The 24,972-nt window shown below is 48.4% G+C and carries 22 protein-coding genes; 13 read left to right on the forward strand and 9 right to left on the reverse strand.

Annotated features, from left to right (window positions below):
- Window positions 1-158 precede the first annotated feature (158 nt).
- Complete coding sequence (locus ACZ5DR_RS03800; protein WP_464543907.1) at window positions 159-554, forward strand: Lrp/AsnC family transcriptional regulator; 396 nt, start codon at window positions 159-161, stop codon at window positions 552-554.
- Here ACZ5DR_RS03800 and ACZ5DR_RS03805 read toward each other — a convergent pair.
- On the reverse strand, window positions 551-979 hold the full coding sequence (locus ACZ5DR_RS03805; RefSeq protein WP_377366462.1) for a DUF4174 domain-containing protein: 429 nt from the start codon (window positions 977-979) through the stop codon (window positions 551-553). The genes ACZ5DR_RS03800 and ACZ5DR_RS03805 overlap by 4 nt on opposite strands.
- Window positions 980-1,138: 159 nt before the next feature.
- Between ACZ5DR_RS03805 and mtgA the strand changes: the two genes are divergently transcribed.
- The 3 genes from mtgA to ACZ5DR_RS03820 all read left to right on the forward strand — a co-directional run bounded on the left by mtgA (window position 1,139) and on the right by ACZ5DR_RS03820 (window position 4,923).
- Window positions 1,139-1,816, forward strand: coding sequence for a monofunctional biosynthetic peptidoglycan transglycosylase (gene mtgA / locus ACZ5DR_RS03810; protein WP_377366461.1), 678 nt, complete (start codon window positions 1,139-1,141; stop codon window positions 1,814-1,816).
- Between the two features lie 21 nt (window positions 1,817-1,837).
- Window positions 1,838-2,914, forward strand: a complete 1,077-nt coding sequence (locus tag ACZ5DR_RS03815; protein ID WP_377366460.1) for an acyltransferase family protein — start codon at window positions 1,838-1,840, stop codon at window positions 2,912-2,914.
- Window positions 2,915-2,994: 80 nt separating this feature from the next.
- Window positions 2,995-4,923, forward strand: coding sequence for a B12-binding domain-containing radical SAM protein (locus ACZ5DR_RS03820; RefSeq protein ID WP_377366459.1), 1,929 nt, complete (start codon window positions 2,995-2,997; stop codon window positions 4,921-4,923).
- Between the two features lie 31 nt (window positions 4,924-4,954).
- Here ACZ5DR_RS03820 and ACZ5DR_RS03825 read toward each other — a convergent pair whose 3' ends face one another.
- Window positions 4,955-5,866 carry an NAD(P)/FAD-dependent oxidoreductase gene (locus ACZ5DR_RS03825; protein WP_377366458.1) on the reverse strand — a complete coding sequence of 304 codons (912 nt, stop codon included), beginning with the start codon at window positions 5,864-5,866 and terminating at the stop codon, window positions 4,955-4,957.
- A gap of 128 nt (window positions 5,867-5,994) precedes the next feature.
- On the opposite strand from ACZ5DR_RS03825, the gene ACZ5DR_RS03830 reads away from it, so the two are divergent.
- Window positions 5,995-6,423 (forward strand): Rrf2 family transcriptional regulator, encoded by a 429-nt coding sequence (locus ACZ5DR_RS03830; protein ID WP_377366457.1) that lies wholly within the window; start codon window positions 5,995-5,997, stop codon window positions 6,421-6,423.
- Between the two features lie 25 nt (window positions 6,424-6,448).
- On the opposite strand, the gene ACZ5DR_RS03835 is transcribed toward ACZ5DR_RS03830, so the two are convergent.
- Window positions 6,449-7,486 carry a histone deacetylase family protein gene (locus tag ACZ5DR_RS03835; protein WP_377366456.1) on the reverse strand — a complete coding sequence of 346 codons (1,038 nt, stop codon included), beginning with the start codon at window positions 7,484-7,486 and terminating at the stop codon, window positions 6,449-6,451.
- 217 nt (window positions 7,487-7,703) lie between these two features.
- Between ACZ5DR_RS03835 and ACZ5DR_RS03840 the strand changes: the two genes are divergently transcribed.
- Window positions 7,704-9,626 carry a methyl-accepting chemotaxis protein gene (locus ACZ5DR_RS03840; protein ID WP_377366455.1) on the forward strand — a complete coding sequence of 641 codons (1,923 nt, stop codon included), beginning with the start codon at window positions 7,704-7,706 and terminating at the stop codon, window positions 9,624-9,626.
- Window positions 9,627-9,710: 84 nt separating this feature from the next.
- Here the strand turns inward: ACZ5DR_RS03840 and ACZ5DR_RS03845 are convergent, their stop codons facing one another.
- On the reverse strand, window positions 9,711-10,160 hold the full coding sequence (locus tag ACZ5DR_RS03845; protein WP_377366454.1) for a PA2169 family four-helix-bundle protein: 450 nt from the start codon (window positions 10,158-10,160) through the stop codon (window positions 9,711-9,713).
- A 245-nt stretch (window positions 10,161-10,405) separates the two neighbouring features.
- Entirely contained in the window at window positions 10,406-11,695 is a 1,290-nt protein-coding gene (locus ACZ5DR_RS03850) for a dicarboxylate/amino acid:cation symporter (protein ID WP_377366453.1), read from the reverse strand.
- Window positions 11,696-11,934: 239 nt separating this feature from the next.
- On the opposite strand from ACZ5DR_RS03850, the gene zigA reads away from it, so the two are divergent.
- Window positions 11,935-13,146 carry a zinc metallochaperone GTPase ZigA gene (gene zigA / locus ACZ5DR_RS03855; RefSeq protein WP_377366452.1) on the forward strand — a complete coding sequence of 404 codons (1,212 nt, stop codon included), beginning with the start codon at window positions 11,935-11,937 and terminating at the stop codon, window positions 13,144-13,146.
- Window positions 13,143-13,805 carry a DUF1826 domain-containing protein gene (locus tag ACZ5DR_RS03860; RefSeq protein ID WP_377366451.1) on the forward strand — a complete coding sequence of 221 codons (663 nt, stop codon included), beginning with the start codon at window positions 13,143-13,145 and terminating at the stop codon, window positions 13,803-13,805. Before zigA ends, ACZ5DR_RS03860 begins: the two co-directional genes overlap by 4 nt.
- On the opposite strand, the gene ACZ5DR_RS03865 is transcribed toward ACZ5DR_RS03860, so the two are convergent.
- A complete protein-coding gene (locus ACZ5DR_RS03865) occupies window positions 13,783-14,508 on the reverse strand; it encodes an NAD(P)-dependent oxidoreductase (protein WP_377366450.1) in 726 nt (241 codons plus the stop codon). The genes ACZ5DR_RS03860 and ACZ5DR_RS03865 overlap by 23 nt on opposite strands.
- A 96-nt stretch (window positions 14,509-14,604) precedes the next feature.
- Between ACZ5DR_RS03865 and ACZ5DR_RS03870 the strand changes: the two genes are divergently transcribed.
- The 3 genes from ACZ5DR_RS03870 to ACZ5DR_RS03880 all read left to right on the forward strand — a co-directional run bounded on the left by ACZ5DR_RS03870 (window position 14,605) and on the right by ACZ5DR_RS03880 (window position 18,848).
- Window positions 14,605-15,504 carry a LysR family transcriptional regulator gene (locus tag ACZ5DR_RS03870; RefSeq protein ID WP_377366449.1) on the forward strand — a complete coding sequence of 300 codons (900 nt, stop codon included), beginning with the start codon at window positions 14,605-14,607 and terminating at the stop codon, window positions 15,502-15,504.
- A gap of 436 nt (window positions 15,505-15,940) precedes the next feature.
- Entirely contained in the window at window positions 15,941-17,590 is a 1,650-nt protein-coding gene (locus tag ACZ5DR_RS03875) for a BCCT family transporter (protein WP_377366448.1), read from the forward strand.
- A gap of 259 nt (window positions 17,591-17,849) precedes the next feature.
- The gene (locus tag ACZ5DR_RS03880) at window positions 17,850-18,848 is read left to right on the forward strand and encodes a branched-chain amino acid aminotransferase (RefSeq protein ID WP_377366447.1); all 999 of its coding nucleotides are present in this window, start codon (window positions 17,850-17,852) and stop codon (window positions 18,846-18,848) included.
- An 89-nt stretch (window positions 18,849-18,937) separates the two neighbouring features.
- On the opposite strand, the gene ACZ5DR_RS03885 is transcribed toward ACZ5DR_RS03880, so the two are convergent.
- Together ACZ5DR_RS03885 and ACZ5DR_RS03890 are read right to left on the reverse strand one after the other, a co-directional pair.
- Window positions 18,938-20,893 (reverse strand): methyl-accepting chemotaxis protein, encoded by a 1,956-nt coding sequence (locus ACZ5DR_RS03885; RefSeq protein ID WP_377366446.1) that lies wholly within the window; start codon window positions 20,891-20,893, stop codon window positions 18,938-18,940.
- A 288-nt stretch (window positions 20,894-21,181) separates the two neighbouring features.
- Window positions 21,182-21,499 (reverse strand): hypothetical protein, encoded by a 318-nt coding sequence (locus tag ACZ5DR_RS03890; protein WP_377366445.1) that lies wholly within the window; start codon window positions 21,497-21,499, stop codon window positions 21,182-21,184.
- Between the two features lie 286 nt (window positions 21,500-21,785).
- Here ACZ5DR_RS03890 and fucP point away from each other — a divergent pair, with 286 nt between their 5' ends.
- A complete protein-coding gene (fucP, locus tag ACZ5DR_RS03895) occupies window positions 21,786-23,072 on the forward strand; it encodes an L-fucose:H+ symporter permease (protein ID WP_377366444.1) in 1,287 nt (428 codons plus the stop codon).
- 244 nt (window positions 23,073-23,316) lie between these two features.
- Window positions 23,317-23,700: a SpoIIAA family protein gene (locus tag ACZ5DR_RS03900; RefSeq protein ID WP_377366443.1), complete on the forward strand. Its 384-nt coding sequence runs from the start codon at window positions 23,317-23,319 to the stop codon at window positions 23,698-23,700.
- A 16-nt stretch (window positions 23,701-23,716) separates the two neighbouring features.
- On the opposite strand, the gene ACZ5DR_RS03905 is transcribed toward ACZ5DR_RS03900, so the two are convergent.
- Window positions 23,717-24,967 (reverse strand): DEAD/DEAH box helicase, encoded by a 1,251-nt coding sequence (locus tag ACZ5DR_RS03905; RefSeq protein WP_377366442.1) that lies wholly within the window; start codon window positions 24,965-24,967, stop codon window positions 23,717-23,719.
- Window positions 24,968-24,972 lie beyond the last annotated feature (5 nt).

The raw sequence follows: 24,972 nt of genomic DNA on the forward strand, positions 1-24,972 counted from the left end.
GAGGCTTTCAACGGGCATTGGCATAGATAAAACTATGTAAAACCAGCTCATAACATTTATAACGTGAGGCAAAAATGCGAAGTAACCTTAAAAACGAAGTTAGAGCATTGGACGGTATCGATGCGAAGCTGGTTTCGCTTCTCAATGAGAATGCGCGCATGAGCATAGCGGAGCTTGGCCGCGCTGTGAATATGTCCTCCCCCAGCGTAAACGAACGTCTAAAACGCCTTGAAGAAGCAGGGATTATCTCAGGTTACACGGTCACTTTAGATCCCGAGCAAATCGGCTATACGCTGCAGGCGATTGTGCGCATGCGCCAACTGCCAGGCAAGCTAAAAGAGCTGGAAGAATTGATCCAATCGATCCCACAGTTCATCGAATGCGATCGAGTCACCGGAGAAGACTGCTTTTATGCCCGACTCTGCCTGACCGACATCCACCAGCTCGACGAGATTCTCAATCGCGTGTGCGAGATTGCTGAAACCAACACCTCCATCGTCAAATCCACCCCAGTCAAACGCCGCCAAGCGCCATTGCTGGTGGGAGGGAGTTAAGGTTGGTTACGCATTTCTCGCACACGCATTGGCATACGGTCGATATCACCAAATAAACGATCCAGATCTAACCCAGAAATACGTTCTTTCAAGCCCCCATCTTTACCAATCAAAATGACTTCATTGTCACTCAGTTGGTACTGGCTCTTAACGCGGTTTAATAAACTTGGACTCACAGTGCCTGGATAATTGGTTTGTAATTCATCATCAGAAAACACAAACCAGATCACATCCCGATCAATGATGCCGTTATTTTCTTGGCTAAAGAGATCGGTCAGCTCATCGCGGTTTTGTTCACTGTTCGCCACTATAATGCGGTTCTCCCAGATCAAATCTTTTAAACTGGTTAATTCACCATTACTGGCCATGGCTGTCTGTGCGAGTGTTGCTGCGGCGAGTGCACAGGGTATTAGGTAACGTTTCATAAACACCTCCTTAATGGATACTAAAGGGCGTTACGCAATCCAACTGTACACAGATCAACCAAAATTACTTCTTTACACTAGAGCGTTGATACATTTTTTCTTTAAAAGCTCTATCACCAGTGCTTAAATCCTATAACGATTAATGACTTGGGACTGGGAATGGCTAAACGTAAAAGAGGTGTATTCGGTTGGATATGGTATGTGATTTGGCGTTTGGCCTTATTGATTGTCGTATTGCTACTGATCTTGCGTTTTCTCCCCCCGCCGACCACAGCCTTTATGCTGCAGAGCCCAACGCCTGTCACTTATGAATGGGTTGGCATACAGCACCTGCCGTCCCATGTGTCTTTAGCTGTAGTTGGCTCGGAAGATCAGCGTTTTCCTGATCACTTTGGTGTGGACTTCACAGCCATCAGTAAGGCCATCACCCAACGAGACGAAGGGGAAACCTTACGCGGCGCCAGCACCATTACCCAACAAACCGCCAAGAACCTGTTTTTATGGCCCGGTCGAAGCTATATTCGCAAAGGCCTAGAAGCAGGGATTGCATTAGGACTAGAAGCCCTCTGGGGGAAAAAACGTATTCTTGAGGTTTACCTCAATATTGCAGAGTTTGGCCCCGGCATATACGGAGTAGAAGCCGCCAGCCAACATTACTTTGGTAAAACTGCGAAACGCCTCACGCCCAGACAATCCGCCCAATTGGCCGTATTGCTCCCCAACCCGAAAGAGCGAGACCCGAACCACCTCACCCCATATCTGAGGGAACGGGTGACATGGGTGGAGCGCCAGATGGATCAATTAGGCACAGGGTATTTAAACTCAGTGCTGGAGTAACGAACGCTTGTATCGATTGCTATGCCTTCACTCACAGATCTAAGTCAGTCGAAAGACAACAACTTTAATCTGCTCCGTATGGTCTGTGCGCTGGGCGTTCTATGGGCGCATAGTATCTTGGTTTATACCGGTGAACCGCTGCCTTGGCAGATTTTTCACATTCGTTTGGATCACCTTTTTGTCGCAGTCTTTTTTGCCATCAGCGGTTTTTTGATTTGCCGCAGTTTACTCGTCAGCCAAGACTTGAAGCGCTATGCCATCGCACGCATGGTGCGCTTATTTCCGGCGTTATGCCTTGTAGTGGCAATAACTGTGTTAATTGTAGGTCCCTCCTTAAGCACCCTGCTGCCCTCAGAATATTTCAGCCATCCAAACACTTGGCAATATTGGCAGAACCTAAACTTGCTGAGCATCCATACCCAATTTGACCTCCCCAAGGTATTCAGTAATGCTCCGTTCCCAAACAATGTGAACGCCTCCCTTTGGACCTTGCCCATCGAAGTTTGGCTGTACGTCATGACCGCCATGGCTTACTGCCTAATTCACCTGATTATCGAACGCTGGCCATTGCTCCCTCGCCAACATCCCCAAAGCCTAATGCTTACCATTGGCCTTGTTCTGCTGATAATACTCAGTCTGTTTGGCAGTATCGCCACTCAACACCGCAACGATGATGCAGGGGTTATGCTGGTCTTCGTCTGCGTCTTTTTTGCGGGGGCTCTGAGCTATTTGGCCAGAAGAGCTCTCGTTCTAAACCTGCCATTTATGCTGGGGCTTTGGCTGGTGGCTCTCGTCTTACAAAATACACCACTGTGGCTCGCCGGCTTCTGCCTAAGCCTTGTTTACAGTGTCCTCTGGCTCGCCTATCGCCCTAATGGAGTGATTCGACGTTTTAACCGCCTAGGGGATTATTCGTACGGCACCTATATCTATGGCTTTATGATTCAACAGAGCACACTGGCCATCTGGCCGACACTCTCCTTCAGTAGCTTCTTAGTGATATCAACAATGGTGACACTAATGTGTGCGGTAGGCTCTTGGCATGGGCTGGAAAAGCCTTTTATTAGGCATTTCAAGCTAAGCTCTTCAGATAGATAAGCTACAATTACGCGGCGCATTTCACACCGCCATTTGTTAAGATAGCCTCCTTTCGATTGGCGCTACCCTGAAGGCTCCCTATGACTGTTCTTTTAATGACTCCTCCTATGACCCAGCTGAATACGCCGTATCCGGCGACAGCCTATTTGACTGGCTTTTTGCGGTCTCGGGGCTATGAAGCAGTGCAGCGAGATCCTGCCATTGAGTTGTTTTTGGAGATGATGACGGGACAGGGTCTCGACATCATGCGTCAGCATGTAGAAGAAAACTTTGAGCAGTTTGAGGATGACGAGCTGCCGGATGTGATTTATACCTTTTTAGCGGAGTTTGACCGCTATAAGCTGTGCGTCGAGCCCGTTATTCGCTTTTTACAGGGCAAGGACTCCAGTCTTGCCATGCGCATTAACTCCCGTCGTTTTTTGCCTGAGGGGCCTGCGTTCGATGCCATCGAGCAGATGGAATCGGTTTCGGGCGATGTGCTCACCAAAGCCTTTGGAGATCTGGGAGTCCAAGACAAAGCTAAGTATCTAGCGACTTTATTTATCAATGACTTATCCTCTGTCATCACCCAAGGGGTAGACCCTTATTTTGAGGTCAGTCGCTACGGCGAGCGTTTGGCTGCAGCCAATCCCACCTTTGATGACCTGTACGATACGCTCATGGGGGAACCTAGCTTTAGCTCGGAGATCCTTGAGCAGTTGATTGAAGTCTATTTAGAAGAAACCCAACCCAGCGTCATTGCCTTAACAGTACCTTTTCCCGGTAACGTATTAGGGGCGTTGCGTATTGCGCAAACCTGTAAAGAGATTAACCCTGACATTCCTGTGGTCATGGGCGGAGGCTTTGTGAACACAGAGCTGCGCGCTCTGAAAGACCCTCGGGTGTTTGAGTTTGTGGACTTCATTTGTCTAGATGATGGGGAACGTCCATTTATCACCCTGTTGGAATACTTTGATGGCCAACGGGAAGTGGACGAGCTTGTGCGCACCTACTTTTTAGCAGAAGACGAAACTGGCGAGCCATTTGTCTACTTTAATGACAACAAAGCGCTGCACGACATTCCGCAAACAGAAGTAGGTGCCCCCGTTTACGATGGCTTGCCCCTGACGGAGTATTTGTCCCTGTGTGAGATGCTCAACCCTATGCATCGAATTTGGAGCGATGGCCGCTGGAATAAGCTCACCATTGCCCACGGTTGTTACTGGAAGAAATGCAGCTTCTGTGATGTCAGCCTCGATTATATTGAGCGCTATGATTATGCAGGGGCAGATATCCTTGTGGACCGTATTCAAGAGCTGATTGAAGAAACCGGTCAAACGGGCTTCCACTTTGTGGATGAAGCTGCGCCACCTAAGGCGCTATTCGCTCTGGCAGAACGCTTGATTCAACGGGGCGTTGTAATCAGCTGGTGGGGCAATATCCGGTTTGAGAAGACCTTTACCCCAGAAAAATGTCAGCTACTGGCGGACTCAGGTTGCATAGCGGTCAGCGGCGGTTTGGAAGTAGCGTCCGACCGACTGCTAAAACTCATGAAGAAAGGCGTCAGCGTCGAACAGGTGGCACGGGTGACCAAAGGCTTCAGCGATGCTGGCATCTTGGTACACGCCTATTTGATGTATGGTTTCCCCACACAAACAGAACAAGAGACGGTGGATGCCCTTGAAATGGTGCGCCAGATGATGTCCCAAGGCTGTTTCCAATCCGCCTACTGGCATCGCTTTGCGGCCACGATCCACAGCCCCATCGGCATTCATCCAGAAGAATATGGCATCACACTGGCAGAACGCCCTGAGACCTTATTTGCAGAAAATGATGTGGACTTCTTTGATCCCACTGGCACAGATCATGACATGCTAGGGAATGGCCTGCGTAAAGCCCTGTACAACTACATGCACGGCATTGGCTATGATCAACCTATGAGTTTCTGGTTTGATCAATCAGTCAGCCGCACCACAGTTAAGAAAGACTTAATCAGCAAAGCTTTCAGTAGCCTCATCGCCAGCAGCTAGAGCTGTCTGGCGACGGACCTAACGTTAGATTTTAAGTACTCAATGCGGGATCAAAGATCAACGAGCGGTGGGCGCAGATTCCCGCAAACATACCGGATGCCACCGCCAAGGTGCCGCTTTGCATTGGGTTAGACAGATCCCCCGCCACAAACAATCCCTTGATGGAGCTCTCTTTCATCTCGTCCACTTTGACCACATTCCCCATGGGCGTTTCTTGCATTGCCAAACCTAGCCGCTCAATCAAAGGTGTATTCATTTCTATCTGTGGCCCAACATAAAGTCCCCCTAGGGGAATCTCTCGACCATCGGCTAACACCACGCCTTGGACCTGTTTCCCCACATGGATCACCCGCACTACAGGCGTTCGCTCGATGGTGACACCCCGGCGCCTGAGCAGGCCAGCCATATCCCCCTCTGGCTCAAATTCCCCTTGAGTAAAAAGCGTTGTCGCCCCCCAATCAGGAATCATGGCGGCCTGATGCAATGACATCTCCGTGGTCGCCAAGACCCCTAGATTTTGATTGCGAAGCTCATAGCCATGGCAGTAGGGACAATGGACAGCACTCTCGCCCCAACATTCAGCGATGCCGTCAATCTCAGGTAGGCGATCACGAATGCCTGACGCCAAGATCACTCGCAGACCTTTGGCTTGCCGATCTGATTGCGTGATAACAGAGAACCCCTCAGCACACTGCTCCAGCCCTTCTACTAAATCTTCCCAAAGTTCAAAAGTAGGGTACGCGTACAACTGGCTTAGACCGATTTCACGAATTTCAGCAGGACTTTTACCATCCAAACCAAACACCCCATGGGATGCTTTAGCAAAACGATTTCGGGGAGAGTTCCCATCGATCAACAACACCTTCCGCTGGGCTCTTACCAATTGCATGGCCGCCGACAGCCCTGCAAAGCTGCCTCCAATAATGATTACGTCATAGGTCATATTTGCCTCCAAGACAGGCTTCAACTATTAAGTAACTTTTATTGTTACATTTAAAAACCCTCAAACGCAATACATGTAACATTAAATGTTTCGTGATAGACTCAGAACCCTATCTATGAGGTGACATCATGCGCAAAGACAGTCGACTTTCTCGAGTACTCCATGTCCTCATTCACTTGGATGCATTTGAACATCCGGTAACGTCAGACACCTTGGCAAAGATGCTGGGCACAAACCCAGTGGTAGTCAGGCGTACCATGGCTTTGTTACGGGAGCAGGGGTATGTGAAATCAATCAAGGGGCACAGTGGTGGTTGGTCACTGGCAAAAGCACTGGGAGATATCACCCTGTTGGACATTCACCAAACATTAAGTGACAGCAGTGTCTTTACTATTGGTTTGACGGACGAGCATACCGAATGCCCTATCGAGCACGCGGTAAACCGAACGTTAAAAGAAGCCATGGATGAAGCAGAAGGAGTGTTACTCAAACGCTTTGGGGAAGTGCCTTTGTCTGAGCTGACGGTTGAATTCAAAGCCGCTTTAGCTAAGAGATAAAGCCTTAAGCTAAGAAATAAAGCCTTTAGCCTTGCTCAAACCCTTCAAGTACATTGACCACATTGGTCCCTAAAGCCTCTGTGGCATAACCCCCTTCCATGATAAAAGCCGTCGGCAGCCGCAAACTCGCAAGCTTGTGACCCACTTTAAAAAAGTCATCGCTCTGTATGGTGAATTTTGAAATGGGATCTTCCGCAAAGGTATCCAGTCCTAGAGAAATCACCAAAGCCTCTGGCTGGAAGCTGTGAATGTTCTCTAATGCTTGTTCTAAACATTGCAACCACTGGTCAAAGTTCGTTCCAGCTGGCATGGGATAATTAATATTATAGCCTTCGCCCTTACCTTCTCCGGCTTCGTCCCCGTGACCTAAGTAAAACGGAAACTCGGTCTTAGGGTCCCCATGAAGACTGATAAACAAAACGTCATCACGATCGTAAAACAGACTTTGGGTGCCATTACCGTGGTGGTAATCGATGTCGAGAATCACGACCTTTTTCATACCCTGCTCCAAAAGGGTTTGGGCCGCTAAGGCGGCGTTATTTAGAAAACAATACCCCCCCATAAAATCTCGCCCAGCATGGTGTCCCGGTGGCCGACTGGCGCTGAACACACTCCCATTACCGTTCAGTAAATACTGGGCAGCACTGACCGCCGCATCGGCCCCAGACTTAGCGGCTCGCCAAGTGCCCTGAGCCAATGGGGTGCCATTATCCATGGAATACAGCCCCAACTTAGCAATGAAATTATCTGGCACCACATCGTCTCTTAGGGTGCGCGTCGGCCAGACAGACGGGAAAGGTTGCAGAGCTTCATTGGCAGGATCCAACGCCAACCATTGCTGCCACGCTGTTTCCAAGAATTGGACATAAACAGGGTCATGGAGAGTATGGATCACACCTGTTGCATCGTGATCGGGAGAAACGGTTTTATGTCCTCGAGCCTGTAATGCCTTGACGATGTTATCCAAGCGCTCCACTGACTCAAAACAAGGCACCTTCTCCCCACGAAAGTACTCATATTTAGGATTGTGATCACGGTAAGAGTCCGAAAGAAAGCAATGCATGAGTCCATATCCTTAAGTTGCTAGCTCAATGGTTCAATATAAGGTCTTCGATCTTCACAAGGCAACTGCTTGCACCCAACACCATTCTTCCCTTGTGACAGTCTGTTAGCTTCACGCACAAATCCTCTTAAAACTGTTACAAATCTGCATAGGTAAAGAATGGCTCTTAAATATATAACTATACTCAAACAGTGTGTGCTTGATCGGAGCCCTACCCATGAGTCTTCAAAAGAAATTTACCCTAACGGTTGCAGCCATCATTGCCATCGTTACCCTCATCATGATCGCCGTTGTGGTTGGTCTGTCTAACAACCAAACAAAGGTCGCCATTGCTTATGAAAAAGAGCAGCTGGGTGACCAGATGGTTCGTTTGCTAGATGTCACTGACACTCTAGTATCCGCACAGGTGCAAAGCAGCATGAAGCTACTGCAACAGCGCGGTATGGCGATTGGCCAGCCAAGCCAAGGTAGCCCCGTCAAAGTGGGAGAGCGCAATCCCCCTAACCTACTGCTGGGAGACAAACCCCAGGCCAACAACTACGATCTCGTTGATGGTTTAACCGCTGTCATGGGCGGCACAGCGACTCTATTTAGCCGTGATGGTCAAGACTATGTTCGCGTGAGCACTAACGTTATCAATAAAGGCGGTCGAGCAACCGGCACCATCTTGGCTCCCACAGGTAAAGCCATTAAAGCCATCAATCAAGGGAAGCCTTACTATGGTCAAGTAGATATCTTAGGTCGCCCATACTTAACTGGCTACGCGCCGATTAAAAAAGGCAATGACACCATCGGCATCTGGTACGTGGGCTACTCCGCTGACCTGAAAGCATTGGAATCCGTTATTAATAAAACCAAAATTCTGGACAGCGGCTTCATTGCCCTACGTGATGGAAAAGGCAACGTACGCCTTCATTCTGAGCACTTAAGCAGTGACGCTATTCAAGACGTTATCTCTGGCAAAACCCAAGACTGGACCATTGACATCTTACCCTATGCTAAGTGGGGCTACGACATCGTTATGGCTTACCCAAACAGTGAAGTGAGTGCGGCATCCACCAGCAAGGCTATCAATGCGGCGCTAGCTGTGATCGCGATCGGTCTCGTATTGATCATTATCATCAGCTTGTTGATTCGCACCCTAGTGGGTCGTCCATTGGGCAACTATGTCAGCGCCATCAAAAACATTGCGGAAGGCGAAGGTGATCTGACAACACGCTTTGACGCCCATGGCAAAGATGAGCTAGGACAAATGGCTTCTGGCTTTAATGCCCTGCTGGATCGAATTCAAAATACGATCAAAGAAGCCAAAGCCGATGTACAAACCCTTACTCGCTCATCCGAGACCTTAGCAGAGACATCCGCCCAGTCGAGCCGTGCGGTCATGGCCCAAACCTCTGATGTGGAGCAAGTTTCCGCCGCAACGCATCAAATGAGTATTGCCGCAGAAGATGTATCGAATAATGCTGCAGCAGCAGAACAACAGGCTCTCAGCGCTAACGACAGTGTCGCTCAAGCGAACCAAACCTTGAGTCAAACCATTCTTAGCATTGAGACCCAAGCCCAAGCTATCGAAACCTCTAGCCAAGTGGTGCAAGAGCTAGTCAATGCCAGCGAAGACATCAGCAAGGTATTGGAAGTGATCAGCGACATTGCTGAACAAACCAATCTATTGGCACTGAACGCCGCCATCGAGGCAGCCCGTGCCGGTGAACAAGGTCGAGGATTTGCAGTCGTTGCCGATGAAGTGCGCTCCCTTGCGAGCCGGACACAGGCCTCCACTGAAGAGATCCGTACCATGATTGAGCGTTTGCAACGTGGCGGCAAAGACGCTTCCGAGCAAATGAGCAACAACAAACGTGGTGCATTAGAAAGTGTCAACAGTGCTAAACACGCAGGTGAAATGCTGACTTCTGTACTGGAATCGGTACGTCAAATCTCTGACTACAACACTCAGATCGCCAGCGCAGCGGATCAGCAACGTCAGGTGTCTAACGAGGTGAGTCAAAACATCGAATCCATTAAACGCTCTGGTGAGGAAAGCACGTCCTACTCTCAAGCCACTATGGAATCGTGCAAACAGCTTAGCCACCTAGCGGATCAACTAAACAGCAAGCTTGGAAAATACCGAGTCGAGTAGGCCCTATCACCAGCCAACGACAGGCAATAAAAAAGCGCCCCATCGGGCGCTTTTTTCGTCTAGCACTTTGTTCAAATGAAGCTCTTAGTGAACAATACCATTTTGCAGCGCTTTCATTTCATCGTGACATTCTTTAGCCTGCACCTTAATACGCAGTAGTGCCGCTTCAGATTCAGGAGTTTGCTCCTTAGACAACGCATCGTCTAGTTCTTCCAGAACACGATCCTCCACTTCTTCCAGCTGGTCCACATAAGTAAATTCGGTGTTGGAAGACAGTTTCGCCACCGCTTGGGTGTAAGTTTCCCGCGCTTTAACCAAGTTGTCAGTGCCTGTTTCAAGATCACCTTTTTCTTCTACAGCAAATGGCTGCAACTCAAAAATAGCTTTGGCTTTCGCATCAATCATGCGATTAAAAAAACCTTGGTAACTCTGGTCATCCACTTTCTCTTTTGCCTTCTGGTAAAACTCGATACCGCTGTTCATGACTTTAATAATGTCCGTGATGTGATGTACAGATTCTGTTTGCTGAAGCATGGCTTCCTCCTTATCTATCACTGTGCGATTTAATGAATGAATATTTACCGTTCGCATTTATAGATTTGAAGATGTGCCAAGGGATTTCAACCGTACTGGCGAGGCTTCACATAGGTTGCAAGCTTGCTACATGTTTGCAGCCAATCCTCACACTTTGTTGTCACTTACCCAGCCTCTGATAAAACACTTAGCACAAAAAATCCCAGCCAAGGCTGGGATTTTTATCTCACGCTTAATGCATCTAACTAGCTAGGCTGTTGCCCAATATGAACCTCTCCTATGGCACCAGCTTCTGGATCGTTGTACACATCTTTATCAACTTGGCCTTCACTGTTGGCCACCACCACAGACACCACCGCATCCCCAGAGATATTGACCGCCGTACGTATCATGTCGAGCAAACGATCCACACCTAAGATTAAGCCAATCCCTTCGATCGGCAAACCGACCTGAGCAAACACCATAGACAACATAATCAGCCCCACACCTGGGACCCCTGCCGTACCAATAGATGCCAAAACGGACATCAGAATGACCGTTAAATAACCGCCCATCCCAAGATCGACATTATAGATGTTGGCAATAAACACGGTCGCGACACCCTGCATGATCGCCGTACCATCCATATTAATGGTCGCACCAAAAGGCACGGTGAAAGACGCCACCGAGTTACGCACCCCCATTCGCTCCGTCACCGTCCTTAAAGTAACAGGAATGGTGGCGTTGGAGCTGGACGTACTAAAAGCAAAAACTTGAGCGTTACGAATCTTGCGAACAAATGTCAGCGGGCTAAGTCCAGAAAACAACTTGAGCACCACCTGCAGTGTGATGAACAAATGGAACATCAGCACACCAATGAGCACTAACACATAGCCCAATAGTTGACCGAGTAACTCCATCCCTAAATTGGCTATCGCACGAGCGATCAAACAAAACACTGCATAGGGAGCAACCGCCATGACCACAGTCACCATTTTCATCATGACTTCGTTCAGTTTTTCGACAAAATCACTGACGGATTCTGCCTTTTTCCCCACCATCAAAATACTCACACCAAACAAGATGGAGAAGAAAATCACTGGCAACATATCCCCTTGGGCCATGGCATTAATGGGGTTAGAAGGAATAATACTAACGATCACATCAGTTAACGGTGGCGACTCTCTGCCTGAAAAGTTAGCTTCCGAGCTGGCATTCATACCTTCACCGATACCAAAGCCCGCAGCAATAATAATGGCTGAAGCAATAGCAATCGCTGTAGTAAGGAGGTACAGCAAGAAGGCCTTGGAGCCAATACGCCCTAGTAATTTTACGTCTCCGATCCCGCACACACCGCAGACCAGAGAGAAAAACACTAAGGGCACCACCAACATTTTTAACGCATTTACAAACATCTGGCCGACAACGCTAAACAGCCCCTCAGTGAGGTAAGCATTGGCCCAAGATCCTGATGCATTCATCCCCGTCAAATTAATGACGAGCCCTACCAGAATACCCAGCACCATCCCCACCAAAACTTTCATAGTGACACTCATAGACATCTCCCTATCCGATCAAAACCTTTCGCGACGCTTACCTGACGTAATGCCTCTCTTACTAAAATTTGGCACAAAATGTGTACAATCGGTAGTTAATGTCATCTCAATGACACAAATCGAATCAACTTCTACGTTCTGTGCACATTTCCCATCGTGGTCTGAGCTGGTCTGACTCTTGGCTATTTAACTGAATATTAATGTTATGTTATAACATTAATATTCGAGAGGAGAGCATAATGACTACCGATATCCCCAAATTACCCGTCACGGTTTTATCCGGCTTTCTTGGCGCAGGAAAAACCACCCTACTAAGTCATATCCTAAACAACCGCGCGGGGCTGCGTGTGGCTGTAATCGTGAATGACATGAGTGAAATCAATATCGATGCTGAGCAAATTCATCAGGAAGTATCACTCAACCGTGGTGAAGAAAAGCTCGTAGAAATGAGTAATGGCTGTATTTGCTGCACCTTGCGAGAAGACTTATTAATCGAAGTGAGCCGTTTGGCCCATGCCCGCCAGTTTGATTATCTAGTCATCGAATCCACCGGTATTTCAGAGCCACTGCCCGTGGCAGAGACTTTTACCTTTACGGACGAAGACGGCATCAGCCTATCTGACGTAGCCACTCTAGACACCATGGTTACCGTAGTGGATGCGGTTAACTTCATGAAAGATTACGAAGCCGCAAAATCCCTACAAGAAACCGGTGAAAGCTTAGGGGAGGAAGACGAGCGCAGCGTAGCAGACTTGTTGGTTGACCAAGTGGAATTCGCCGACATGCTGCTCATCAGCAAAACCGACCTTATCAGCCCTGCAGAGCTAGAGCAGCTACAAGCTATCTTACGTTCGTTAAACGCCCTTGCTGAAATCGTGCCTATGCAGCACGGTAACGTCCCCATTGAAAAAGTCCTCGGCACAGGCAAATTCAGCTTTGAGAAAGCACAACAAGCAGCAGGTTGGTTAAAAGAAATGCGAGGGGAACACACTCCCGAGACCGAAGAATACGGCATCTCAAGCTTTTCCTATGTGGCTCGCCGCCCATTTCACCCGGAGCGCTTCTATAACCTGCTACATAACACGGAACCTTATGGCAAATTGATCCGCTCCAAAGGGTATTACTGGTTGGCGACACGTCCTCAATTTGCTGGGCAATGGAGCCAAGCCGGGGGCATTGCTCACTATGGTTTCGCAGGTATGTTTTGGCGTGCCGTACCGGAGGATCGCTGGCCTCAGGACGAAGAATCCCGCCAAATGATCATGGAGCATTGGCATGAACCCTTTGGAGACATGCGCCAAGAATTAGTCTTTATCGGCCAAAACCTGAAAAAGGACCAGATGATAGCCGCCCTAAATGCTTGTTTGCTGAGCGAAGAAGAAGTTTTAAAAGGCGTGGACTACTGGCACTCCCTCAATGATCCCTTCCCTGCTTGGGAGGAATCCGCATGAGCTTAGCCCAGGCATTTCCCATTACCAACAACCCTAAATCAGAGTTTGTATCCGAGCTCATCGGACTTGCCGAAATCGACCGTGCGACGATTAACATGGTCACGTGGCAGAGGGAGCAATCTGAGTCACTTATTGGAGCCACCAAAAAGCTCTCAGATAGAAGTCCTCACTTAAATGTTCGGGAAGAAGTGACACCGGATTCGGTGAGCAAAGCTCTAACTCGCCATCTTGGCAAGACAGATAACCTAGAGCCGCTCATCAATGACATCTCAGAATTAACCGATGCGTTTTGCTGTTTAATGGGCTGCGATAGCGTGGGCCTTCGATTAGAAGTGGTCGATCGTGCCTCTTGCCCGCGCTTTCATGTGGATCAAGTGGTGTGCCGCTTGATTACGACTTACCAAGGACCCGCGACCCAATGGCTGGCCCATCAAGATGCGGATCGCAGCAAACTAGGACGTGGCAATGGCGGACTACCGGATGAGCAATCCGGACTTATGACATCCACAGATCAGATTCAATCCATCGCTTCTGGTGATGTGGCCCTATTAAAAGGTGAAGGCTGGCCGGGTAACCAGGGGGCAGGGATTATCCATCGCTCGCCCACTATTCCCGCTGGGGAGCAGCGCCTTGTGCTCACCCTTGACCCAATCTTTTAAACCGCTGACTAGACAATCGAGTGCTCGCAATGGCGGGCGCTTTTTGACTTAAGCCCGTGTTTTTAATCGCCGCCACCATAAACTTAGCAAAATCGATACGGCGGACTCGATTGTGCGCAATACGAGGATCCCCCACATGCTCTGCCCATACCGGTAAGCCTTCGCTCTCCCCTTCTTCTAAATCACTACCACGAACAAGGGTCCAATCACGGCCAGACTCAAACACCGTCTTAGCGGCGCGCTCTTGATCACGCAAGTCTGCAAACCTTAACCAACGAGCTAGGGAACCAAACACCGCAGCAAAACAGCGTAAGCTCAAAGGATACTGATCCAAACCGTCCCGACTCAAATGCCAACCTCCGGAGAACACCAAACGAGCCTCTTTTGGCGCAGCGTTTAACACCGCTTCAACCGTGTGTGTGGCGTAGCCGTTTACCCCCCAACAGACCATAACGGTTAGTACCGCATCCACATCAGCCAAGGCCTTAGTCAATGCCCCTTGGTCATCTGTATAGGCTGGCACAACGTCAATCAACCCTTCCCAAAGGGCCAACTTAGTCACGCTTTGCGGGCGGCAAATCACCGTCACACGGTACCCCTGCATCAAGGATTCATCAATCATGTAACGCCCAAGTTTCCCTGAACCCCCTACAATCGCCACATGGGGCTTGTTATGAATGGTGTGATGCGCATGTGAAAACATATGGACTACCTCCTATAATTTTGTATAGGAGAAGTATATTTTTACCTTTATCCTTTAAAAATCGCCCATTATTAAAGATCGGATATACATTTTTGCATGGCAATGAATTATGAACAGCTGGATTGGAATGCTTTAAAAGGCTTTATAACTGCCGCTCGAGAAGGCTCATTTTCTAAGGCGGCTATCCACCTTGGCATGACACAACCCACCTTAAGTCGCCAGATTTATCAGCTGGAACAGTCTCTTAAAGTGACCTTGTTTGAGCGCCTGAGCACAGGCTTGCAACTTACCGACGCAGGTCAACGGCTATTAGAATTCGCTGCACCTATGGGCGTTTGTGCAAAAAATGTCAGTCTTGCAGTGGCTGGTTTAACGGAATCTTTGGAAGGAGAAGTCAGCCTTTCTGTCAGTGAAATTGACGCTCTGTTTCGCATACCAGACTTGGTGGACTACATATGTCAGCAGGCTCCAACAATCGAGCTAACCATTCATGTAAGTAATCAGGTCTCAGATATCAAACGCCGAGATGCAGACATTGCCATTCGCAGCTTTAGACCAAAGGACGAAGATCTGATCGCACGCAAATTAATGGATGAGCCCATCTGGTTTTACGGCACGCCAGATTACCTTGCCCAATTTGCAACTAACCGTACCAAAGCTGCTATTCAGGGCATGCAGATTATCGGATTTGAGCGTAATGACGAACTCATCAACCATCTAGTTCCCTTAGGTTGGCCTGTCAGTACTGCCAACTTTAGATTGGTGACCAGCTTTCAACCCCTGCAATGGCAACTGGTATTACGAGGGCATGGACTTGGCTTTTTCCCAGAGGCTATCGGTGATAACGAACCTCGTCTCAACCGAGCATTCCAAGGGTTTGGTCCAGTAATGACCTTACCCCTTTGGTTGGTCACACACAGGGAGCTAAGGACCAGCCCCCGCATAAATAAGGTATTTGCATTGATCGGAGAATGGTTCGAAAAACAGACGCTGTAACCCACTCAATTGCCTATACGCGTCACTTTACCCATGTAAGCAATCTGTTCTCATGCAGCAAAAAACGCAAAATAACACTATAAGCAGGCAAAATACTATCAACCACAAGAGGAGAGACGTTAACTTTTGAGAGACTCCATGCATCAGGGTTACAGCTGATCAAAATAAGTACAGCTATGATAAACACCTAATAATTCGTTAAAAATGTGTATAAATTTCAGACAATTAAAAAATTATCTAACTAAACTCTCACTCTTAAATATTAGTCATTGACCGGTAGGGAAACGTCGCTTTAGCCCACAAGACTTAAGGGGTACAACTACTTTAGAACCTTTAAATATAAGCTTAACTAATGGCTTTCATTATTTCTTAGTCAGTTTACTGCCCCATGAAATTTGCATACTTTGTGTACATAACTATGACATGAGGGACACCAATGGCTAATTCTAAGCATTCTGATACGGATTACGTGATAGTCGCCGATCAGGGTCTATTCCGTGATGTAAACCCACCCATGGCGATGCTATCCAAGTTCGTCATTCTCGCATTCGTTCTGTTTACCATTTCTGACGTTGAACTAGCCGGTAGCATTTTTAGCGGCATGCAAAACTGGATTCAAAGCACTTTGGATTGGTTCTACATAGCGTCCATGTGTATTTTCATCCTTTTTATCTTTTGGTTGATGACGTCTAAATACGGCAATATCCGCTTAGGTCGTAAAGATGAGCGTCCTGAATTCAGCTATTTCTCTTGGTTCTCCATGCTGTTCGGCGCTGGTATGGGTATCGGCTTACTGTTTTGGTCCATTGCCGAGCCTATGTACCACATTCAGAGCAATCCATTTTTAGCGGAAGGGACTGCGAATACCATGGCAGGGGCTTACACGGCCATGCAGGTGACTTTCTTACATTGGGGACTCCATGGCTGGGCCGTTTATGTGATCGTTGGGTTGGCGTTAGCCTACTTCACCTTCCGTCATAACTTACCCCTGACGATTCGCTCCGCCCTATACCCATTGTTTGGGGATGAAATCTTTGGCTGGCGCGGACACATTGCCGACATCCTAGCGGTGTTTGGTACGGTATTTGGTGTCGCGACCACTCTGGGCTTAGGGGCCGGTCAAATTAACGCGGGCCTTAATTACTTATTCGATGTGCCCATCGGTACTACGTCACAGGTATGGATCATTGGTGTTGTCTCGGTCGTCGCAACCGTTTCTGCTGTGACAGGGGTAGGCAAAGGCATCAAGATCTTATCTGAAATGAACATGTGGCTGTCGGTGATTTTAATCACAGTGTTCTTGGTCGCAGGCCCAACGGTCTTCTTACTGGGCTTCTTCGTGACAAACGTAGGGGAATACGTTGCTAACTTCATCCCTATGGGCTTCTGGGTCGATCCTGATCCTGAAGGTCAATGGCAAGGCTGGTGGACAGTGTTCTACTGGGGGTGGTGGATTGCTTGGGCACCATTTGTCGGTATGTTCATTGCCCGTGTATCCCGTGGTCGTACGATCCGTGAATTCTGTCTAGGGGTCTTGTTAGTACCAACCTTAGTGACCTTCTTCTGGATGTCGATCTTTGGTGGCACAGGTATGTACATGGAGCTGTTTGCAGACGGTGGCTTCGGTACTGGCGCGGTAATGAATGCCGTGAACGAGAATATCTCAAAACCTTTGTTCGTGGTGATCGAGCAGCTTGATTTAGGCTTGCTTACTAACATCGTCGCTTTGATCTCTATCGTATTGATCATTACTTACTTCGTCACGTCTTCGGACTCGGGTACCCTAGTGATCACAACCTTAGTGAGTATGGGTAGCAATGAGCCGCCACATAGCTACCGTATTTTCTGGGGTATGGGTCAAGGTGCAGTTGCTGCCGTATTGCTGCTCGCAGGTGGCTTGAAGGCCCTGCAAACCGCCTCTCTTGCAGCGGGTCTACCGTTTGCCTTCATCATGTTTTTAATGATGTGGAGTTTGGTGAAAGCCCTTAAAGCTGACCATGAAGATTTACATGTCACTGAGTTGGCACCATTAAAAAACACCAACCGTACTGACCATTATATCTCTCAAGTACAAAATGCCAGCTAAGCCAATCACTTACTGAGCAATTTATAGAAAATCCCCTAGCCGGAAAACGCCGGTTAGGGGATTTTTTTGATCTCAAATCTAGGCGCGATCAATTTTGATAATTCTCAGCAAGCCCCCGTTAAACGGCGAATGCGGCTTTCTTAGAAACCCAATCTGTTTTAGTATCGTTATCTTAAGATTTGGACATCCACTCGAGCCTGCCCAAACTTAACCCAACTTACCTCTAGGTATTCTTTTATCAACTCAGTAGGAAACAATAATGGCGGCTTTTGGTAGCGTGTTTATGCCGAAAATGGCATTAGCAACATTCGAAGATAACAAATGGTCTGACACTCAGATCGTTGCATCAGACAGCATCTCTCTTCACCCAGGTGCGCACGTCTTGCATTACTCAAGCACTTGTTTTGAAGGCTTGAAAGCATTCCGTCACGAAGACGGCAGCGTGCATGTCTTCCGAATGGACCAAAACGTCAACCGCTTCGCCCAAAGCAGTGAGCTATTGTCTCTTCCAAAAGTCGACAAAGACCAAGTGTCTAATATGATCGTCGACATCGTAAAAGAATACGCTGCGGACGTACCTACGCCTCCAGGTTCTATGTACATTCGTCCGACTCATATCGGTACCGAAGCTGCTGTGGGTAAAGCCGCAGCGCCATCCGATTCGTCTATGGTTTACATCCTTCTATCTCCTGTGGGTGACTACTTCGCAGGCGGCGCGCGTGCATTGCGTCTTCTGCTAGATGAAACAGGACAACGCTGTGCACCGCACATGGGAATGATCAAAAGCGGCGGTAACTACGCCAGCGCGTTGGCTCCAACCCTAGAAGCGAAAGAAAAATTCCAAGCAGACCAAGTTTTGTTCTGCCCTAACGGCTACATCACCGAAACCGGTGCCGCAAACTTCCTGTTAGTAGATGGCAACGAAATCATCACTAAGGCATTGGATTCTAGCTTCCTACACGGTGTGACCCGCTCCAGTATCCTACAAATCGCGAAAGACCTAGGTATGACGGTGTCTGAGCGTGAAGTGTCTGTAGAAGAGCTACTAGAACGCGCTGCTAAACCAGGTGTCGAAGCCATGCTGTCTGGTACAGCTGCGGTACTAACGTCTGTTGGCACCTTCATTCATAACGGTAAAGACGTGAAAGTAGGCAATGGTGAAATTGGTCCAATGGCACAAAAACTTCGCCAAGCCCTAAACGACATCCAATGGGGTAAAGCACCTGATACACACGGTTGGTTGACTCGTATCGCCTAAGGCTGAATCGGTCAATCACCACGAAAAAGCCCCGCTCAGAGCGGGGCTTTTTTATAGCTAATGGCTAATATCAAATATCCAAGCCGAGCTTATTTACTGGACTTGAAATGCGTCACCATGGCTTGTAGCTCACTGGACAATTCATTCAATGCGGCCGCAGTGTGAGACACTTGAGAAGACAAGTCATTGGATTCGCTAGAACCGTTATGGATCACCAACACATTGTTGTTGATCTCCTCTGCCACCAAATGTTGCTCTTCCGCAGAGGCGCTGATTTGAATCATCATGTCTTTGATGGTTTGCACCGATTCAAGAATCTGCTCAAACACCACATAGGTCTGGGACGCTAAATCCACAGAACTGTGTGCCACGCTGACACTGTTAGACATCTTACCGGCCACCAATTGGGTTTGCTGTTGCAAACGGGTCAGCAGTTTATCGATTTCATCCGTCGATTCCGCCGTACGGCCTGCCAAGGTACGAACTTCATCAGCTACCACGGCAAAGCCTCGACCTTGTTCCCCTGCTCGTGCTGCCTCAATGGCTGCGTTCAAGGCTAGCAAGTTCGTTTGCTCAGCAATGGCTTTAATGGTGTCTAGAATCCCCACAATGTTGTCAGACTCTTGGGACAAGGTGGTCATGGACTCATTGGAGCTGTTTAACTCAGTTTCTAGATTTTTCAACGAGTCCATCGTCTGCTGAATCAGCTTGTTACCCGATTGAACGTGTTTTTCACTGTCCTCTGCCGACGCGGCCGCGGACGTACAATTAGAGGCTACTTCATTGGCGGTCGCCACCATTTCATTGAAAGCGGCAGACAAATGATCCACTGAACTGGCTTGTTTTGCTACGATATTGCTGAGGTTTGAAGACAGACTTTCCGACTCGTTGGCCACCTTGCTGATCTGTCCACAAGACTGCTTAGTATGACCGACAATATCATCAATGGAGGCCACAAATCGGTTGAAGGCTTCCGCCATCTGGCCGGATTCGTCTTTGCTGTTCGCCTCAAGGCGCTGGGTCAAATCACCGTCACCTTGGCTAATCGCCGTCAATCGATCGGCCATATCTCGTACCGGGCGCAGCACCACACCCGCTAATATGGAGCCTATCAAAACGAAGATAGCCACCATGATGACACCAACAATGACGGTCATCATGATCAGGTTATTTGCTTGAGCATACACCACACTGCTTGGAATCAGGCCAATAAACTTCCATCCCAGTTCTGGTGACGTGTACACCTTAGCGAACCACTCTTCACCGTTGTACATCATGGTTTGAATGGCACTGTCACTTCCCAAAGACGCGTAAGGACGGGATGCGTCACTGATGTTTTTAAAGTTATTCTCAGGATCCATTGGGTCTGCCAAGATGGTATTGGTGTCCTCCACCATGACCACATAGCCTTCGCCACCAAACTTCACATCCGCAAGTAGCTCCGTCAATTTCTGCAAGGTCACATCGACACCTACGACCCCATAGAGACCGTTTTTGCCTTCAAAACGTTGCAGGTAGTCCACCAGTGGCGCCCCTGTGAAGGTGTCTCGGTAAGCCGGAATACGTACTGGGGTTTTGGCATTAATCGACTGCTTATACCAACCTTTTTCTGATGGGGTGTAATTGTCTGCACTCTTGCCAAGTGGGTACTGCAAGTAACCTTCGTCATTGGTGCCTAACCAAATGTAGGCAAGGTCAGGATGGGTTTTGCCAAAGTCATCAAATAATGAGAACGCCGCCTGCTCTTGGGGGGAATTCGACTCAGGGGTCATCTGTTTGGCTTTTTGTTTGGCGTAGCTTTCAATGCTGCCAGGGGTCAGTTGTTTGAGCACATCAGAGCGAGCAAAAAAGGCCGCATCTTCGGCTAATCCATTCAAATACATGGAAAACAATGCATCCACATGGCCCACTTCAGATTCCGCCTGCTGAGCAAACTTATTCACCGCATCAGAACGCACAGAGCTCACAAATAGAATAGAGATAATCAGCACAGGGAGAATCACCCCAGCCGCAACAAGAGCGATTATTTTCGCACGTACCGTCATATGAAAACCTCGTTAGTTACACAGCTTGTTTTCAACACTCGACAACATTATTCAACTTGGCTGCACGCCACCTACGGTTGAAACATCATGAAAACATTCCATGTAAACCTAAGTTGGTTTGTGTATTGCAGAGAAACCTTGTGAGCCACCCGGCTAGGTTATGCTTACCTGCTTGATGTGCCGACAAAATTTCTTATAAGTTACATTTATCACAAACTAAAAAAAGCAACAAAGAAAATCGACGATCGAATTAAATAATCGTCGATTAGCCTTCCACCTATAACAAGATTAGTCTGGTGCGACACCAGAAATGAAAATTTGCACCTGCTGGTGACTGGAGCCCCAAATGTGGGATTTGATGTCATGCAAAAACTTGTCTGCTTCTTTGAGGGTGACAATGCCGGCCATCAGCTCAACGCCTATGCCTTCTTGAGTAAAAATGAATCGCCAAGTGTGGCCATCCACCAGCACTTCGCCTTCGCCGTTTTGATAAGAAACCTGTGTGAAAGGGTAATCAGGAGGGACAAAACACGCCAGTTCTTGACCTGATGCGCCGTAATTTAAATCTGGAACATAACCTTGTCGATCGACCAGTCCGAACTTCATAACAAGTACTCCGTTTTTATTGTTTATTTGAGCATAGCCGGAAGCCGAAAATTTGCCGCGATTTTTTACTCTCCTTTGAGTGCTTCATAAAACATCTTTTGGGGTGACCACCATGAATTAAGGAGGGCTTTATATGCTTTTTTTACTCATTATGTGCACTCTTAGAATCTCCCGTTAATTTTCTATCAGCATTCCCACTCTAATCTGGCTGGCTACTGTGCCTTGACAGCTCTCCTCGAATATCTCGGCTTACTATAAAAATAGCATTTTCACAGAGACCAGATTTATGCATCAAAACGAATCAAAACCGTTTGTGTATGCCAACATGCGTTTGGCATTTATCCTTTTGATCACCTGCTTTGCCGCTTGGGGTGTAGCAGCCAACATGACCGACCCCTTGGTTAAAGTCTTCAGCAAGATCTTTACCATGACGAATTTGCAATCTGCCCTAGTGCAATTTGCCTATTATGGCGCTTACTTCTGTTTGGCTCTGCCTGCCGCTTTCATCAATGTTCGATTTTCCTATAAGACAGGCGTACTGACAGGGTTAGGCTTAGCCTGTCTAGGGGCTTTAGCGTTTTATCCTGCTAGCATTTCCATGAGCTATGGTTTCTTCTTAGCTGCGCTGTTTATTATGGCTGCGGGGATGTCGATCCTAGAAACCTCAGCAAACCCGTTTGTTATGGCCATGGGGCCCCGTCATAATGCCACCCGCCGCTTGAACTTGGCACAAGCCTTTAACCCTGTAGGCACCAATATCGGGGTCTTCTTGGCGGCCGTATTGATCCTACCGAATTTGAACACGGCCACCGCAGAGCAGCGTGCAGCCATGACTCAAGAGGCACTCAACGCAGTCCGTGCAGCTGAGCTGCAGGCAGTTATGACGCCCTATGTGGGCATGGCGCTGGTGTTGTTGGTAATCTGGTTGCTGATTGCCTTTGTCAAAGTTCCCCGTGCTGAAAACGCAGGTGTCAGTGATGAACAAGAGCAGCACGATGGCTTTCTCGCCACCCTTAAACGCCTCATTAAATTGCCACAATACCGTTGGGGCGTGGTGGCACAGTTTTTCAATGTGGCGGCGCAAACCTGTGTCTGGACCTACACAATTCAATACGTTCAAGAAGCCATTGGCGGCACCGAAGCCAGTGCTTCGGATTACTTACAGTACAGCCTGATCTTGTTTTTGATTTCGCGCTTTGTAATGACCTGGCTGATTGGTGTGTTCCGTCCCACTATTTTGCTGGCCACTCTGGGCTTCGCTGGCACCTTGTTGTGCGTATACGCTTCCCAAGTGTCTGATATCACTGGCGTGTGGGCGATTGTTGGTATCTCTGCTTGTTTGTCCTTAATGTTCCCTACCATTTACGGCATTGCCTTAAATGGCCTAGGTAAAGACACTAAGTTTGGCTCAGCAGGATTGGTCATGGCGATCCTTGGCGGCGCTATTATGCCTATGGTTCAAGGGGCTGTAATCGATACCCAGAGCGCTAGCCTATCTTATCTGGTTCCCGCTGCCTGCTTCTTAGTGGTTGCTGGCTATGGTGTGTTTGCGATTCGCAACATCCAAGACTAAGCCTTTGGCAAAGCGCTGCACCTAAGCAGCGCTTTGCACCTCATCTTTGACACCCTCTTTATCCTCTTGATGATTTACCAACATGGGCTGAAAATTCATCCCCATTTCCTACCAAGTCCGGCCAGAACGTTAAGAGTATCAGTGTGACCTTACAATCGTTACGCAGCTAATCAACTTTCCTAACCTGAGTTTTGCTTTACCTTATAAGGACTTAATTAACGTTACGAATGACGGGGAGGGCCTTATGACAAATCAAGCCAACAACATTTCACTGAATGTCCAGCGCCACCAAGATACCTTGGTTCTCAACATGAAGCCGTCGGGTCACCCTAGCCGCCAAGATTTTAAAAAGCTTTCCCAGATGATGGACACAGCGGTGTACGCCATTCCATCGGCTAACATCGCTTTATTGGTAGATCTGAGTGAATTAAAAAGTGTCAGCGCCAGAAGCGCTTGGAATGAGCTCTTGCACGGTTTGAGAATTGGCTCCGAATTCAACCGCATTGCCATTGTGGGCCACAACCACTGGCACAACTTTTTGATCCGCGCGACCAGTTGGCTGATCTCCTCAAACCTAAAGGTTTTCCAGCAAAAAGACCAAGCTGCCGATTGGGTATTGGCGGCTTAGTCATGCCTTGTTGGGATTAGCGTCGGCGGGGCTTGCCGCTTCTCGGTTTGCCGCCACCACTTTGGCCAAGGGCCTTCGCCCGTAGGGCTTTTTTAGAAGGTTTACGTTTAGAACTGCTAGCGTCTTCTTGCGCCATGGGATTCGGCTCAAACCCTTCCATCCACTGAGGCACAAAATGCTCCCCAGTCAGTTTTTCGATGTCCGCCAGTAGATACTTCTCTTTATGGGATACGAGGGACACGGCTAAGCCCTCTTTACCCGCTCGTCCCGTTCGACCGATACGGTGAATGTAGTCTTCCGCGTTGTAGGGCAACTCATAGTTAATCACGTATTGCAGCTGTTGAATGTCCAACCCCCGAGCCGCCACGTCAGTGGCAACCAAGGCCCGCACCTGTCCAGTTTTGAACTCTTCCAACCCCCTATCACGGGCACCTTGGGATTTATCCCCGTGAACGGCTGCGGCGCTAATACCGTCTTTTGCTAACTCTTTCGCCAGCTCATCAACCGCTTGCTTGGTACGAGTAAAGATCAGTACTTGCTGCCAGTTTTTAGAACCAATTAAATAGGCCACCAAGCCCGCTTTGCGCTTGTTATCAACCTCGTAGATACGCTGCTCTACCTTAGCGGCAGTGGCGTTGCGCTCCGCAACTTCGATCAGCTTAGGCTGGTTTAACAGAGTTTTGCTGAGGGCAAACACCTCATCGTTAAAAGTGGCCGAAAAGAATAGGGTTTGGCGTGTGTCAGGTAAGCGCTTCAGGATACGTTCAATGTCGATAATGAACCCCATATCCAGCATGCGATCCGCTTCATCCAGTACCAAGGTCTCAACCGTGGTGAGATCAATCAGCTCTTTCATAGCCAGTTCTAATAGACGACCTGGGGTTGCTACCAGCACATCACAGCCAGCATTCAGAGCTTCGATTTGCGGATTAATACTGGCACCGCCGTAAGCCACGACGGCATTCAACTGAAGCCCTTGGCTGTAGGAGACAAAGCTTTGGTGGACCTGCTGTGCAAGTTCTCGCGTCGGAGTAAGCACTAACACACGAATGCTTTTCTCTATGTCAGCACGAGTCAGATGTCGCTGAATCAAAGGCAAAGCAAAGGCTGCCGTTTTACCTGTGCCCGTTTGCGCCCCCGCCATCACATCGTGCCCAGCCAACACATCTGGGATCGCCGCCTGCTGAATCGGCGTAGGATTTTGGTAGCCAAGACGGTCCAAAATAGACAGCAAATCAGCGTGCAAACCAAGGGTAGAAAAACTCATAAACA

It is taken from the genome of Marinomonas vaga (assembly GCF_055388305.1).